Below are 14,688 nucleotides of genomic sequence, written 5' to 3'. Positions count from 1 at the left end.
AAATGTTCTTTTTAAAGAATGCAAACAGACCTTATACTTTTATAGAACAGCCTATTGCTTTGGTACTCGTGGTTGTAATCGCTTTCCCAGCTAGCAGTAAGTCTAACGCATCGGCTACAAACTTCGTGGTTACGGTTGCAGGATCCCGAACACTATCATCTAGCGCCCCTATATATTTTACAACTAATTCTCTTGCTTCTTTTTGTAAAATAAAAACATGTGGGGTTTTTGTGGCTCCATATTGAGCGTATACGAGCTGACCTTCATCAACTAAATACGGAAAGGTGAACCCTTGTTCACGAGCTTTAAGTTGCATGGCTTCAAAACCATCACCCACACTTACTTCAGGATTATTGGGATTTATAGCAACTACGGGATATCCCAACGCTTTGTATTTGTTATCCAATGCGATGATGCGATCTTCATTAGCTCTTGAAAAAGGACAGGTATTGCACGTAAATACCACGACAAACCCGTGTGCTTCCTTAAAATCTGATAACGATACCCTAGAGCCATCAACATTTTTAAGATTAAAATCTGCGGCAACATCCCCTACTTCATAACCTGATTTGTAATCTCCCAATCGGGTTATAACAAGCGCTGCGGCAACTAAAACAAGGGTGAGTGCACTAAGTATTTTTAAGGATTTCATATACTGAAAAATAAGACTATTAGATTACTTAAATTTTAAAATTTCGTTCTGCAGTTGCTCAAAGGAAAAGGAGCGCTCATAAAAGGAATACATATCAGAAGAAATAATGACCGTTGCCGGAATCGCACCGCTCCAATCTTTGGAAACCTGCGGAATCCATTCGTTGCCATGAGGATCGTCTAAGTAGATAACTTTAGACTTAAGATTATGCTTCTTTATAAAAGGAATGAGCTTTGTAGCTATTTGATCTGGAAAATCAAGGCTGATTAAAATGACCTCAACTCCCGCTTCTTTATACAGTTCATTCAGTTGTTCAAATGCCGGCAGTTCTGCAACACACGGACTACACCATGTAGCCCAAAAGTTGATTACTTTAAGTGTAGGCTCTTCAGCAGGTGCAAATAAAGGCTTCAATCCCTCAAAATCATAAACTTCTAAAATCAAACCTTCCTGCCTTACGATATCCAAAGGAATGGGTTGCGTCGCAATTGGATTCGTGGAAGAACAACTGGTAAATAAACTATATAAAAGAAAAATAAATAGGTACTTCTGCAAAATAGAATTCTATAAAACCATAGCAAACTTAAATATTTACCATAGCCCTAACCGCATTTTAAGATTTGTATAACACAAATACTCCAGACTTTTGTGAATAGATTTTTTTAAAACGATAAAAATGCGTTAAAATTAAAATTAATTAGAATCAATTATCTTTTAGTCTTACATTTGTACCTACAACAATTGTACATACATAATGAGAATTGAAGAAGATTTAAAAATTACCAGTAATACAGATTTAGCTTCAAAAACGCTTATCAATCTGCATTACACTTCACGGTTAATTGAAGAAAAACTTAACGCACTACTTAAGGAACACGACCTAAGTAACCCTCAATTTAATGTATTACGCATCTTAAGAGGTCAAAAAGGCAAACCCGCAAGTCTGGCTTGCATTCAGGAACGCATGATAGACCGAAACAGCAACACAACTCGACTGGTAGATAAACTTATTGTTAAGAACCTGGTTAAGAGACAAACCTGCCCTGAGAATCGTAGAAAAGTGGAGATCGAAATTACCCCAGATGGTTTAAACCTGTTAAAAGAACTGGATCCGATTACGAAAAATTTCAATACCCTAACACTTGAAAATTTTAATACCGAAGCATTAGAAACTTTAAATAACCTTTTAAATAAATTAAAAATAGATGAGTAAGTATATCGATGATTTAAACTGGCGCTATGCCACCAAAAAATTTGACGCTTCTAAAAAAGTAAGCGCTGAAGATTTAGAAATTTTAAAAGAAGCTGTTCAACTTTCTGCATCATCTTACGGTTTGCAGCCGTATAAAATTCTTGTGGTTCAAGACGAAAAAGTAAAGGCACAATTTAAAGAAGCCGGTTACAATCAGTCTCAATTTACAGATGCCTCAGAAATTTTTGTGTTTGCACATCAAACAGATTTTGGTCCTGAACTTGTTGACAGCTATATCACACACGCAGAGCGCATACAAGGTTTAGAAACCGGCAGCATGGAAGATTATGCTAACATGATGAAAGGGAGCCTTTTACCACTTCCACAAGAAGCAAAAGCCGGCTGGACTGCTCGTCAAACTTATATTGCAATAGGCAACTTACTTAGCGCTGCCGCTATACACAAAATTGACGCCTGCCCGATGGAAGGATTTGATGCTTCAAAATTTGATGAAATCTTAGATCTTAAAAAAGATAAGCTACACGCTATAGCTGTGGTGGCTGTAGGCTACCGTAGCGAAGACGATAAATACCAACACGGTAAAAAAGTTAGACGTCCTCAAGACGAACTATTCACAACTATTTAAATTTTAAATTAAAACACACTATGAAAACTACAATTAAATCAATTCTTATTTTAGCTGTTGGCGTTTCAGCAGCATCATTTACTTCTGAAATTATTGAGAAAGTAAGCGTTAAAAGCAGCTCTATTTCCTGGGAAGGTAAAAAAGTAACCGGCAAACACGAAGGAACAATTCAGTTAAAAGACGGCTTTTTTCAAATGGAAGGCGATGCAATAACCGGTGGTGAATTTGTAATTGATATGTCTAGCATCAACGTAACAGATTTAGAAGGAGACAGCAAAGGTCAATTAGAAGGTCACCTAAAGAGTGATGACTTTTTTGGCGTAGAAAAATTTCCTTCAGCTAAATTAGTAATTACTAAGGCAGTAAAAAAAGGAAATACCTATACGGTAACAGGAGATTTAACGATTAAAGATACCACAGCGCCAGTAACTTTTGATTTAGTAAAAGTGGGTAACACCTTAAGTACAGTATTAACTATAGACCGTACTAAATATGGTGTGCGTTATGGCTCAGGTAGTTTCTTTGACAACCTAGGAGATAAAGCGATTTATGATGATTTTACCTTAGATATAAAATTAACACTGTAATTTTTTAAAAGTAATTCTAAAATTTGTTTGCTAACTGAGTATTCTATTTTTATCTTTGATGCTCATTATGAAAAACAAAACAGTAAATATCTGGTGGTGGATCTCGCAACAGTAACGTCGTGAAGCAACCTTGTATTTAATATTCAAATAAAAAAAGGCCTGTCTCACGACAGGCCTTTTTTGTTAGTAGCATAGTATCCTAAAAAATGAAGTACACGTTAAAGACTTTTAGTAAAAAAATACTCGCAGACACCATTACTCCGGTTTCGGTGTATTTAAGATTGCGTGATAAATTTCCCAATAGTTTATTGCTGGAGAGTAGTGATTACCGTGCAAACGATAATACGTTTAGCTATATCTGTTGCAAACCTATTGCATCTATCACCATTCAGAATGAACGGGTCAAAGAAGTTTTTCCTGACGGAACTACAAACGAAACACCCATCACATCAGAAACCGATGTGGTAGGTATTATCGAAGCTTTTGCTAAGAAATTTGAAACGGAAACTAACGAGCAGAAATTTATTCAAAATGGGCTTTTTGGCTATATGAGTTATGATGCGGTGCGCTATTTTGAAAATGTACAGGTTTCTAAAAAAGAAGGCGCATTACAGGTTCCTGATATTTACTATGCGGTTTATCAAAACATAATTGCCATAAATCACTTCAACAATGAAGCGCATATTTTTTCGCACACTTATTCCGAAGAGAATAATCTGGACGAAATCGCTCAATTACTTAAAATAAAGAGTTTCGCTGAATATAGTTTTAAACTTGAGGGCGAGCGTAAATCGCTTTCTACAGATGAAGAATTTAAAGACTTAGTGAGTACGTGTAAAAAGCATTGTCAACGAGGTGATGTTTTTCAGATTGTACCTTCAAAGCGTTTTTCGCAGGCATTTAGTGGAGACGAATTTAATGTCTACCGAAGCTTGCGCAGCGTAAACCCTTCGCCATACTTGTTCTATTTTGATTACGGTAATTTTAAAATATTTGGCAGTTCACCTGAAGCCCAACTTATTGTGCAGGACGGTAAAGCCGAAATTCATCCCATTGCAGGTACGTTTAAACGCACCGGTAATGATGAGCAGGATGCCGCTTTAGCCAAAAAATTATCTGAAGATGCCAAAGAAAATAGCGAGCACGTAATGCTCGTAGATCTGGCGCGTAACGATCTAAGCCGTAATGGCAGCAATGTGCAGGTAGAGACCTATCGCGAAGTTCAATTTTTCTCTCACGTGATTCACCTGGTTAGTAAAGTAACAGGCACTAAACATCCCGAAACTTCTACAATGCGTGTGGTTGCAGATACCTTTCCGGCAGGTACCTTAAGCGGTGCTCCTAAACACAATGCGATGAAGCTCCTTGAAAAATACGAGACGGTAAACCGCGACTTTTACGGTGGCGCTATAGGTTTTATGGATTTCAACGGAAACTTTAATCACGCAATCATCATACGTTCCTTCTTAAGTAAAAATCACCAATTACATTATCAGGCTGGTGCCGGTGTCGTAAGTGACAGTGTTCCTGAAAAAGAACTGGAAGAAGTCTACAATAAGCTGGGTGCACTTACTAAGGCACTCAAACTTGCTGAAGAAATTTAAACCTAAGAGTAAAGATTAATTAGTATCAATACATAAAATAATGGCGAAGCCAATACACGTTTTAGTCATCGATAATTACGACAGTTTTGTTTACAATCTGGTGCATTATTTAGAAGATTTAGACTGCAAAGTTACTGTTAAACGCAACGACCAACTTACTATCGAAGAGGTTGCACACTACGATAAAATTCTGCTTTCACCCGGTCCCGGTATTCCCGACGAAGCCGGACTTTTAAAAGCAATTATTAAGGAATATGCTGCTAGCAAAAGTATGCTGGGTGTGTGTTTGGGGCAACAAGCTATTGGTGAAGTTTTTGGCGGAAGCCTTATAAATCTTGATCAGGTATTTCACGGAGTAGCCACTTCAGCAAAACAACTGGTTGCAGATGAACCCCTTTTTAAAGATATCTCTGAAAATTTTGAAATAGGCAGATACCACTCGTGGGTGGTTGCTCCTCAAGGTTTTCCGGAAGAGTTAGAGATCACTTCTGTAGATGTTAATGGGCAGATTATGTCGCTGCGTCATAGAAGGTATGATGTGCGTGGGGTACAATTTCACCCGGAGTCTGTATTAACTCCGGAAGGCAAGAAAATGATTAAAAATTGGGTAACAGCTCCCTAACTCCCAAAGGGGAAACAGGGGTTTCTTTTACCTAAATTTAAATATTAATACTCCCCATTTAGGGGAGCTAGAGGAGGACAATGAAAACTATTTTAAACAGACTTATAAATCACGATCAGTTAAGTAAGGAGGAGGCGCGTGAGGTTCTGGTAAACATATCTGAAGGCAAATACAATACCAGTCAGATTGCGGCATTCATAACCGTTTATATGATGCGTAGTATTACCGTAGAGGAGCTTGCCGGTTTTAGAGACGCCCTTTTAGATTTGTGTATTGCTGTACCTTTTGAAGGCTACAATGCAATTGATTTATGTGGTACGGGTGGCGATGGTAAAGACACCTTTAATATTTCTACCCTTTCTTCGTTTGTTGCTGCTGGCGCAGGGATTAATGTGACCAAACACGGTAATTACGGAGTTTCCTCTGTAAGCGGAAGCAGCAACGTGATGGAACATCTGGGCATTAAATTTAGTAGTGATAAAGACTTTTTAAAACGCTGTCTTGACGAGGCGGGTATTTGTGTATTGCACGCTCCCCTATTTCACCCCGCGATGAAAAACGTAGGACCCATCCGTCGTGAACTGGGTGTTAAAACCTTTTTCAATATGCTGGGTCCTATGGTAAATCCTGCTTTTCCAGACAATCAACTGGTAGGCGTTTTCAATCTGGAATTGGCCAGAATGTACGGTTACTTATACCAGCAAACCACTAAGAATTTTACGATTCTGCACAGTATAGACGGCTACGATGAGATTTCACTTACGGGCAATACAAAAGCGATACGGAACTCAAGCGAACGTATGCTTAGTGCTGAAGATTTTGGAGTAAAACAAATCACGCAACAAGAAATCTACGGAGGTGATAGTATTGAATCTTCGGCAGCTATTTTTAAGAAAGTCATAAGCGGTAAAGGCACCGAAGCACAAAATAATGTGGTATCGGCAAATGCAGGAATGGCCATTGCAACTGTTAGAAACCTCGAACCAAAAGCAGGTTTTGAGCTGGCAAAAGAATCGCTTTTAAGCGGAAAAGGTTTAGAAAAACTGAATAAACTAATTGAATTGAGCAGATAGCAAATGAATATTCTAGATAAAATAATTGCAGACAAGTACAGGGAAGTAGCCTTAAGAAAGGGATTAATTCCGGTAAAACAATTAGAACAATCGGTATTGTTTGAGCGTAAAAGCCCGTCGCTTGCAACTGCTTTAAAAGCTAGTAACACCGGTATTATTGCCGAACATAAAAGACGTTCTCCCAGTAAAGCAACTATCAATAACAGTTTGAATGTACAGGATGTCGCGATGGGTTATGAGCAGGCAGGTGTATGTGGGATGAGTGTTTTAACAGACGGGAAATATTTTGGCGGCTCGCTTGATGATTTAGTAATCGCACGAGCTGCAAGTTCGTTTCCGCTTTTGAGAAAAGAATTTATCGTTGATGAATATCAGATTTTAGAAGCTAAAGCCTATGGTGCAGATGTGATTCTCTTAATTGCTGCGGTGCTTTCGCAAAGCGAAATTAAATCGCTTTCTGAATTTGCAAAGTCCTTAGGCCTTGATGTGCTGTTAGAAGTACACAATCTGGAAGAGTTGCAAAAATCAATTATGCCCTCTCTTGATATGCTGGGCGTTAATAACCGAAATCTTAAAACTTTTGAAGTAAGTCTGGAAATCAGTAAAACGCTTTCTACTGAGATTCCTGATGACTTTGTAAAAGTTTCTGAAAGTGGAATTAGCAGCATCGAAGCAATACAAGAGTTGAAACCCTATGGATATAAAGGTTTTTTAATAGGAGAAAACTTTATGAAAACCGATAATCCCGGCCATAGCGCGGAGGCTTTTATTAAACAACTCAAATAAAAGGTTTCCCATCTTTTCAAGGATCGGAAGTTTCAGCTATGCTGAAAGAGGGCTGGTTAATCTCCCTTCTAGAAGAATTATAAAATGAAAAATAAAAACGCACCTAAATCTAAAACGGCTATTTGTATGAAGCCTGCTGCGCTGCGGCTTAAAGTCTGCGGAATGAAAGCCAACACCCTAGAGGTGGGAGCGCTCAAACCCGACTATTTAGGTTTTATATTTTATGATAAAAGTCCACGGAATTTTGACTTGAATGAAATACCAAAATTGCCGGCTGCCATTAAAAAAGTGGGCGTTTTTGTAAATGCAGAACTTGATTTTATTTTAGAAAAAGTACAACAATTAGATTTAGACGTCATTCAACTGCACGGTAGCGAATCACCAGAATATTGCCAGGAACTGAGAAAACGCTGTCAGATCGAGCGCAGTCAGGATCAGCAAAAAAATGCTCCACCGTCTGCATTCGAGGTGTCTGCCGGAAATATAATCGAACTCTGGAAAGTTTTCAGTATTAAAGATACGTTTGACTTTTCAATTTTAGAAGATTATGAGTCCGTAGTTGACAAATTTCTATTTGATACTAAAGGCAAAGAAAAAGGTGGAAACGGCTATACATTTGATTGGAATGTTTTAAAAGCTTACCCGTCACAAAAACCATTTGTATTAAGCGGTGGTATTGGCTTAGCAGAGATCAACTCGGTAAAAGAGTTGCTTCAATTAAATCTTCCGCTATATGCGATAGATGTAAACAGCAAATTTGAACTAGAACCGGGATTAAAAAATATTGAAGATTTGAAGAACTTAGTTTCAGCTTTAAAAGAATAATTAAACAATAAACGACTCCGCTTTGATTTATCCTAAACGATAATCGAAAGGTGTTATAAAAAAATAGTGCTATGAATTACAACGTAAACGAGAAAGGTTATTACGGCGATTTTGGAGGTGCATACATCCCAGAAATGCTGTATCCTAATGTAGAAGAGTTGCGCCAGAATTACATAAAAGTAATGCAGGAGCCAGATTTTCAAAAAGAGTTTAACGAACTTCTGAAAGAATATGTAGGCCGCCCTACCCCGCTTTATTTTGCAAAGCGTTTTTCAGAAAAATACGGTACAAAAATCTATTTAAAGCGTGAAGATTTATGCCATACAGGAGCACATAAAGTAAACAATACCATTGGGCAGATTCTTATGGCTAAACGCTTAGGGAAAACCCGTATTATAGCAGAAACCGGAGCTGGGCAACACGGTGTGGCAACAGCTACCGTTTGTGCGCTTATGGGTTTTGAATGTATTGTATATATGGGTGCTGTTGACATTAAAAGGCAAGCTCCTAACGTTGCGCGTATGAAAATGCTGGGCGCAACCGTAGTGGCTGCAGAGTCTGGCAGTAAAACACTCAAAGACGCGACTAATGAGGCCATACGCGACTGGATTAACAATCCTACAGATACCCATTATATTATAGGTAGCGTGGTGGGCCCACACCCCTATCCCGATATGGTTGCTCGTTTTCAGAGTGTGATTTCGGCTGAAGTAAAAAAACAGTTATTAGAAAAAGAAGGTCGCGAAAACCCGGACTATGTGGTGGCTTGCGTAGGTGGCGGTAGTAATGCTGCCGGTATTTATTACCATTATTTAGACAATCCTGAAGTAGGCATTATTGCTGTAGAAGCTGCCGGAAAAGGTATTCATAGTGGGGAAAGCGCTGCAACCTCAGCATTAGGTAAAGAAGGTATCATTCACGGAAGCAAAACCTTATTGATGCAAACTGCAGACGGCCAGATTACAGAGCCGTACTCTATTTCTGCCGGACTAGATTATCCCGGAGTTGGCCCTATGCACGCACATTTATTCAGAAGCGGAAGAGGCGAATTTATAAGTGTTACTGACGCAGATGCGATGGAAGCCGGTCTAGAACTGAGTAAACTAGAAGGTATTATCCCGGCAATTGAAACCTCGCATGCACTGGCAATTTTTAACGATCGCAAATTTAAAAAAGATGATGTGATTGTGATTAATTTGAGTGGTCGTGGTGATAAAGACCTCAACACCTATATCGAATATTTTGATTTAGCATAAGGGCGTTCCCTGCTCTCAGGAGCTGGGTCGGGCTTTTGGCAGTCGCTTTTTTTATGTGGTAAAAAAGCACATAAAAAAGAGCTCCAACAAAGCCTCAATCCCTAACGCAAGTCCTTAAACATAAAGATTTCTAACAAAGCTTAACCTGAGCGAAAGCTGAAGTTTAGAAATGACTTAAAAAAATACAAACGATGAACAGAATAAACAAACGCCTACAGGAAGACAAAGAGCTTCTGTCTATATATTTTACTGCGGGTTACCCTAAATTAGAAGATACCGTGCCTGTGATTGAAGAACTGGTAAAAGCCGGTGTAGATATGATTGAGATCGGACTTCCGTTTAGCGACCCTTTAGCAGACGGTCCTACCATACAGGAAAGCTCTACAGCTGCCTTGAAAAACGGAATGACTACCGCAAAACTTTTTGAGCAGATTAAAGACATCAGGAAAACCGTAGATATTCCGCTTATCGTAATGGGCTATTTTAACCCGATGTTGCAATATGGGGTTGAGAAGTTTTGTAAAGAGTGTGCAGCCATAGGCATTGACGGCCTTATTATGCCAGATCTTCCGCTCGCGGAATATCAGGAGCACTACCAGGCGATTTTCGAGAAATACGATCTTAAAATGGTGTTTTTAATTACTCCTCAAACTACAGACGAGCGTATAAAGCAAATTGATGCTGCAAGTGATAGCTTTATATATATGGTAAGTAGCGCAAGTACAACCGGAAAAACGTCTGGGTTTGGCAGTGTACAAACCGATTATTTTGAGCGTATCGCTGGGCTTTCACTCAACAACCCGCAAATTGTAGGTTTTGGGATTAAAGATGAAGAAACCTTTAAAGCAGCTACAAAATCAGCAAAAGGAGCGATTATAGGTTCGGCATTTATTACAGACTTAACTAAAAACGGAATTTCCGGAATATCTAAGTTCATCAAAACCATAAGAGCTTAGATCATTATTCTATTACACTAAATGCTTTACTGTCTTTATATTAACCTTGTTTTAGGATGTTGTTACCACTAATTAACAACATCGCTTTGTAACTTTAATCAAATTAAAAAACAAGACGCATTATGGACAAGAAATTTGATAGTAAAGTAGACCAGAAAAACCCAACGAATCCAACGGGAGATAGAAATGTAAATACAAACAAAGTGGACTTTGATAAGAAAACCATCAAAGACCAACAGAATAAGAAGTAATTTAAACTTCTACATATAAAAGCCGATCTAATCTATTAGATCGGCTTTTTTTGTATTAAGGTATAGCAGCGTAAATCCCGCAGGAACGTGAGAATACAGCCAAGGAATTGCAGCGTATAGCCCGACCCAAAGGGACACGCTTAAAAATCATAGGAAACTAACTAGAGCTTCTATTACCATTCCAAAACTTTTAGCTAAAAATGAAATTCAATTTTCAAAGGAATATCGCGTGAGGGATCGCAGCGTAAATACCGCAGTCAAGTGAGAACGCAGCCGAGGAATTGCAGCGAATAGCCCGACCCGAAGGGGCACGCCCAGAAAATAATAAAAAAAATGTCCAGAATATTTGCGTGAGGGATAGCAGCGTAAATCCCGCAGGCAAGTGAGAACAGCCGAGGAATTGCAGCGTATAGCCCAACCCGAAGGGATACGTCCAGAAAATAATAAGAGGAATTGCAGTGTATAGCCCGACCCAAAGGGGCACGCCCAAAAAATTATAAACCTAATAACGGTTAAAATTTTAAAAAAAACACAACTACATTCTCAACACCTAATCGCGTAAGGGATAGCAGCGTAAATCCCGCAGGCAAGTGATAACGCAGCCGAGGAATTACAGCGTATAGCCCAACCCGAAGGGACACGCCCAAAAATTTATAAAAATAATGACTAGGATATTTGCGTGAGGAATAGCAGCGTAAATCCCGCAGGTACGTGAGAACGCAGCCGAGGAATTGCAGCATATAGCCCGACCCGAAGGGACACGCCTAAAAAATTATAAAAAGAATAACCAGGATATTTGCGTGAGGGATAGCAGCGTAAATCCCGCAGGCACGTGAGAACGCAGCCGAGGAATTGCAGCGTATAGCCCGACCCAATGGGGGCACGCCCAAAAAACTTATAAAATGAATGACCAGGATATTTGCGTGAGGGATAGCAGCGTAAATCCCGCAGGCAAGTGAGAACGCAGCCGAGGAATTGCAGCGCATAGCCCGACCCGAAGGGACACGCCCAAAAAATTATAAAACTAATAAACTAGCTCTTTTTATCTTCTACAAGTCTATACGTAGGATCCTCCATAATATTAACATCTATTATCGCTTCCGCATTTTTTAATAGACGAATACAATCGTTACTTAAATATCTTAAATGCACCTTCTTTCCTACTTTATGATAGCGCTGAGTAATTACATTTAGAGCTTCAATTGCAGACATATCAGAAACACGACTTTCTTTAAAGTCGATTATCACCACTTCCGGGTCATTTGCAACATCAAACTTTTCAATAAAATTAGTGGTTGACGCAAAAAACAAGGGACCAAATATTTCATAATGCTTAATCCCATCTTCGTCAACAAACTTTCTGGCTCTAATGCGTTTTGCACTTTCCCATGCAAAAAACAAGGCCGAAAGAATCACCCCTACTAAAACAGCTAATGCCAGATTGTGTAGCACTACGGTTATAACCGCAACGATAATAACAAGGAAAATATCTTTCTTAGGCACTTTATTAAAAATCTTTAAGCTCACCCACTCAAAGGTTCCTATGGCCACCATAATCATAACCCCTACTAATGCAGCCATAGGTACCTGCTCAATAATAGGAGCTCCAAATAAAACTATTAATAAGATTGTAAGAGCCGCAATAATACCAGACAGGCGCGCTCTTGAACCGGCAGATAAATTCACTAAAGTTTGTGCAATCATTGGGCAACCCCCCATCCCAAAGAAAAAGCCGTTTAGCATGTTTGCACCTCCCTGAGCGATACACTCTCTGTTACCGTTACCTTTAGTTTCGGTAATTTCATCAACAAGGTTTAAGGTTAATAAACCTTCCGTTAGTCCTACAGCAGCCATTATTAGTGAATAGGGTGCTATTATTTTTAAAGTCTCATAACTTATAGGAATGTTAGGGATATGAAACGGAGGAAAACCACCGCTTATTGAAGCAATATCTTTTACAGTTTTTGTATCTATTCCTAAGAAATAAACCAATACAAAAACTACTATAATTGCTACTAGAGAAGAAGGCACGGCTTTAGTCAATTTTGGTAAAAGCACAACAATACCTATAGTAAGAGCTACCAGACCGGCCATAATCAATAACGGGGTACCTGTAAGCCACTCATACTCGCCGCCCACTAATACTTTAAATTGCTTTATCTGTGACATAAAAATTACAATCGCAAGACCGTTTACAAAGCCAAACATTACCGGGTGCGGTACCAGTCGTATAAACTTACCCAGTTTAAAAAGACCGATTAAAATTTGAATAACACCGGCAAGCGCTACAGCAGCTAATACATACTCGAGCCCATTAGAATTCATTAATGCAATAAGTGTAATAACGGTTGCTCCAGCTCCACCCGAAATCATTCCTGGTCTCCCTCCAAAAATTGCAGTAACTAAACCGGCAATAAAAGAAGCATAGAGTCCCATTAAAGGTGGAAAACCCGCAAGTATTGCAAAAGATAGGGATTCAGGAATCATCGTCATTGCAACAGTCAAACCTGCTAATACTTCGGTTTTATAATTTACTTTTTGAGTGAGATCAAATAAGTTAAATACTTTTTTCATAATAATATTGGTAAACTGCAGAGATACTGGCTGATTAAGAAATAGGATTGGATCTCAAATTTTTTATACCATTCAATATTATTAGAATCGTATAAGAATTGAGTGTTAGACATTGATTTAAAGGCTGTAAATCAAGGCGGAGTAACTGCGATAAAATGAATGGTAATTTTCATAACAAGTTCGCAAAATTAATCTTTTTAATTAAAAGCGCAAGACACCTGCAATTCAATGGGTTAAATTATTAAAATACAACTCTTTAGGCTTTCAACAAGATACTTTAAATTAAACTCAAACGATATATTGTTTGGAGACCCGTTAAATTTTTATTAATCCGTTGTTATAAAGGATTAAGGAATTATTTAAACACTATTTTCGTTGAAAATGATTTTATGAAAACATATCTATACGCAGCAGTAGGTCTCCTGCTACTTTCAGCTTGCAAAAATGAAAAAACAGTACCGGATGCAGAAAAAGAAGAAATCGCAGATACGGGTATTACTACCGTACAAACTACAGTAGGTCCTTTAGACCTTGTCGCACCTTTTTCTTCAGAATCTGTATCTAAAAATAGTAAGGTTATAGGTTGGCCAGAAGGTAAAACACCGGTAGCGCCAGAAGGTTTTACCGTTACACGTTTTGCCGATTCATTAAAACACCCACGATGGACGTATATCGCACCTAACCGTGATATTTTTGTGGCTGAAGCAAATACCCGTGACAGTGCAAATCAAATAACGCTGTTGAGAGATACAGATCAGGATGGCGAAGTAGATAAGCGTTTTGTTTTTAAAGAGGGCTTAAATCAAAATTTTGGGATGCTGGTTGTAAACAACTACTTCTATATTGCAAATACAGATGGTTTATACCGTTTCCCATACAAAGAAGGACAAACCAAGCTAGAAGGTGAAGGCGAAAAAATTGTTGAACTTTCTGCAAGTGGTTATAACAATCACTGGACGCGTAACATTATCACAAACGCTGCTCAAGATAAAATTTACATCTCTGTAGGTTCTGCTAGTAATGTGGGAGATCAGGGTATGGAAAAAGAAGAGCGTCGCGCTAATATTCTTGAGGTAAATCTTGATGGAAGTGGCGAGATCGTATATGCTTCGGGACTAAGAAACCCGGTAGGAATGGACTGGAATCCGGTTACTGGTGATTTATGGACTGCGGTAAATGAGCGTGACGAATTAGGAAATAACCTGGTACCAGATTACGCGACAAGCGTTCAAAAAGGCGGTTGGTACGGCTGGCCATATAGCTACTACGGACAAATTAAAGATCCGCGCTGGGCAGACGACCCGCATCAGGATTTAGTAGATAAAGCGATTATGCCCGATGTACCTTTAGGAACCCATACCGCTTCTTTAGGATTTACCTTTTACACCGCAGATGCATTTCCTGCTAAATATAAAAACGGAGCTTTTGTAGGTCAGCATGGGTCCTGGAACCGCGATCCTTTTTCAGGCTATAAAGTTGTTTTTATTCCTTTTGAAAATGGAAAACCACAACCTGCAGAAGATTTCTTAACCGGTTTTATACCAGATGCAAATGGTGACGAAGTATATGGCCGCCCGGTAGCAACTACGGTTACTCCAGATGGTTCACTACTTGTTAATGATGATGATAGTGGTATTATCTGGAAGATTTCTGCAAAATAAAAT

General features: G+C 38.8%; 15 protein-coding genes. 12 read left to right on the top strand and 3 right to left on the bottom strand.

Annotated elements, in window-relative coordinates; all coding sequences use genetic code 11:
• Positions 1 to 31: 31 nt before the first annotated feature.
• Both P164_RS00340 and P164_RS00335 read right to left on the bottom strand, forming a co-directional pair.
• A complete protein-coding gene (locus P164_RS00340; RefSeq protein ID WP_028374503.1) occupies positions 32 to 652 on the bottom strand; it encodes a thioredoxin family protein in 621 nt (206 codons plus the stop codon).
• A gap of 24 nt (positions 653 to 676) precedes the next feature.
• Positions 677 to 1,120, bottom strand: a complete 444-nt coding sequence (locus P164_RS00335; protein ID WP_234405799.1) for a TlpA disulfide reductase family protein — start codon at positions 1,118 to 1,120, stop codon at positions 677 to 679.
• A 286-nt stretch (positions 1,121 to 1,406) separates the two neighbouring features.
• On the opposite strand from P164_RS00335, the gene P164_RS00330 reads away from it, so the two are divergent.
• From P164_RS00330 to P164_RS19070, 11 genes are all read left to right on the top strand, one after another.
• On the top strand, positions 1,407 to 1,865 hold the full coding sequence (locus tag P164_RS00330) for a MarR family winged helix-turn-helix transcriptional regulator (RefSeq protein WP_028374501.1): 459 nt from the start codon (positions 1,407 to 1,409) through the stop codon (positions 1,863 to 1,865).
• On the top strand, positions 1,858 to 2,490 hold the full coding sequence (locus tag P164_RS00325; protein ID WP_028374500.1) for an NAD(P)H-dependent oxidoreductase: 633 nt from the start codon (positions 1,858 to 1,860) through the stop codon (positions 2,488 to 2,490). Before P164_RS00330 ends, P164_RS00325 begins: the two co-directional genes overlap by 8 nt.
• A 20-nt stretch (positions 2,491 to 2,510) precedes the next feature.
• The gene (locus P164_RS00320; RefSeq protein WP_028374499.1) at positions 2,511 to 3,077 is read left to right on the top strand and encodes a YceI family protein; all 567 of its coding nucleotides are present in this window, start codon (positions 2,511 to 2,513) and stop codon (positions 3,075 to 3,077) included.
• Positions 3,078 to 3,283: 206 nt separating this feature from the next.
• Entirely contained in the window at positions 3,284 to 4,681 is a 1,398-nt protein-coding gene (locus tag P164_RS00315) for an anthranilate synthase component I family protein (protein WP_028374498.1), read from the top strand.
• Positions 4,682 to 4,721: 40 nt separating this feature from the next.
• A complete protein-coding gene (locus P164_RS00310) occupies positions 4,722 to 5,303 on the top strand; it encodes an anthranilate synthase component II (protein WP_028374497.1) in 582 nt (193 codons plus the stop codon).
• Between the two features lie 80 nt (positions 5,304 to 5,383).
• Positions 5,384 to 6,376, top strand: a complete 993-nt coding sequence (gene trpD, locus P164_RS00305) for an anthranilate phosphoribosyltransferase (RefSeq protein WP_028374496.1) — start codon at positions 5,384 to 5,386, stop codon at positions 6,374 to 6,376.
• A gap of 3 nt (positions 6,377 to 6,379) precedes the next feature.
• A complete protein-coding gene (gene trpC / locus P164_RS00300; RefSeq protein WP_028374495.1) occupies positions 6,380 to 7,162 on the top strand; it encodes an indole-3-glycerol phosphate synthase TrpC in 783 nt (260 codons plus the stop codon).
• 84 nt (positions 7,163 to 7,246) lie between these two features.
• Positions 7,247 to 7,987, top strand: coding sequence for a phosphoribosylanthranilate isomerase (locus P164_RS00295; RefSeq protein ID WP_410503379.1), 741 nt, complete (start codon positions 7,247 to 7,249; stop codon positions 7,985 to 7,987).
• A 71-nt stretch (positions 7,988 to 8,058) separates the two neighbouring features.
• Complete coding sequence (trpB, locus tag P164_RS00290) at positions 8,059 to 9,243, top strand: tryptophan synthase subunit beta (RefSeq protein ID WP_028374493.1); 1,185 nt, start codon at positions 8,059 to 8,061, stop codon at positions 9,241 to 9,243.
• Between the two features lie 191 nt (positions 9,244 to 9,434).
• Positions 9,435 to 10,199 carry a tryptophan synthase subunit alpha gene (gene trpA / locus P164_RS00285; protein ID WP_028374492.1) on the top strand — a complete coding sequence of 255 codons (765 nt, stop codon included), beginning with the start codon at positions 9,435 to 9,437 and terminating at the stop codon, positions 10,197 to 10,199.
• Between the two features lie 122 nt (positions 10,200 to 10,321).
• Complete coding sequence (locus tag P164_RS19070; protein ID WP_262490346.1) at positions 10,322 to 10,450, top strand: hypothetical protein; 129 nt, start codon at positions 10,322 to 10,324, stop codon at positions 10,448 to 10,450.
• A 1,032-nt stretch (positions 10,451 to 11,482) separates the two neighbouring features.
• On the opposite strand, the gene P164_RS00280 is transcribed toward P164_RS19070, so the two are convergent.
• On the bottom strand, positions 11,483 to 13,024 hold the full coding sequence (locus tag P164_RS00280) for a SulP family inorganic anion transporter (protein ID WP_028374491.1): 1,542 nt from the start codon (positions 13,022 to 13,024) through the stop codon (positions 11,483 to 11,485).
• 389 nt (positions 13,025 to 13,413) lie between these two features.
• Between P164_RS00280 and P164_RS00275 the strand changes: the two genes are divergently transcribed.
• Positions 13,414 to 14,685 carry a PQQ-dependent sugar dehydrogenase gene (locus P164_RS00275; protein WP_028374490.1) on the top strand — a complete coding sequence of 424 codons (1,272 nt, stop codon included), beginning with the start codon at positions 13,414 to 13,416 and terminating at the stop codon, positions 14,683 to 14,685.
• Positions 14,686 to 14,688 lie beyond the last annotated feature (3 nt).

Source organism: Leeuwenhoekiella sp. MAR_2009_132 (assembly GCF_000687915.1).
In the GTDB taxonomy this organism is placed as follows: domain Bacteria; phylum Bacteroidota; class Bacteroidia; order Flavobacteriales; family Flavobacteriaceae; genus Leeuwenhoekiella.
This window is presented reverse-complemented; position numbering and strand designations above follow the sequence as displayed.

What these genes read in the sequence shown, in the direction of transcription:
- P164_RS00340 (WP_028374503.1), bottom strand. Translation starts at nt 652, where the DNA reads ATGAAATCCTTAAAAATACTTAGTGCACTCACCCTTGTTTTAGTTGCC.
- P164_RS00330 (WP_028374501.1), top strand. Translation starts at nt 1,407, where the DNA reads ATGAGAATTGAAGAAGATTTAAAAATTACCAGTAATACAGATTTAGCT.
- P164_RS00325 (WP_028374500.1), top strand. Translation starts at nt 1,858, where the DNA reads ATGAGTAAGTATATCGATGATTTAAACTGGCGCTATGCCACCAAAAAA.
- P164_RS00320 (WP_028374499.1), top strand. Translation starts at nt 2,511, where the DNA reads ATGAAAACTACAATTAAATCAATTCTTATTTTAGCTGTTGGCGTTTCA.
- P164_RS00315 (WP_028374498.1), top strand. Translation starts at nt 3,284, where the DNA reads ATGAAGTACACGTTAAAGACTTTTAGTAAAAAAATACTCGCAGACACC.
- P164_RS00310 (WP_028374497.1), top strand. Translation starts at nt 4,722, where the DNA reads ATGGCGAAGCCAATACACGTTTTAGTCATCGATAATTACGACAGTTTT.
- trpD (WP_028374496.1), top strand. Translation starts at nt 5,384, where the DNA reads ATGAAAACTATTTTAAACAGACTTATAAATCACGATCAGTTAAGTAAG.
- trpC (WP_028374495.1), top strand. Translation starts at nt 6,380, where the DNA reads ATGAATATTCTAGATAAAATAATTGCAGACAAGTACAGGGAAGTAGCC.
- P164_RS00295 (WP_410503379.1), top strand. Translation starts at nt 7,247, where the DNA reads ATGAAAAATAAAAACGCACCTAAATCTAAAACGGCTATTTGTATGAAG.
- trpB (WP_028374493.1), top strand. Translation starts at nt 8,059, where the DNA reads ATGAATTACAACGTAAACGAGAAAGGTTATTACGGCGATTTTGGAGGT.
- trpA (WP_028374492.1), top strand. Translation starts at nt 9,435, where the DNA reads ATGAACAGAATAAACAAACGCCTACAGGAAGACAAAGAGCTTCTGTCT.
- P164_RS19070 (WP_262490346.1), top strand. Translation starts at nt 10,322, where the DNA reads ATGGACAAGAAATTTGATAGTAAAGTAGACCAGAAAAACCCAACGAAT.
- P164_RS00280 (WP_028374491.1), bottom strand. Translation starts at nt 13,024, where the DNA reads ATGAAAAAAGTATTTAACTTATTTGATCTCACTCAAAAAGTAAATTAT.
- P164_RS00275 (WP_028374490.1), top strand. Translation starts at nt 13,414, where the DNA reads ATGAAAACATATCTATACGCAGCAGTAGGTCTCCTGCTACTTTCAGCT.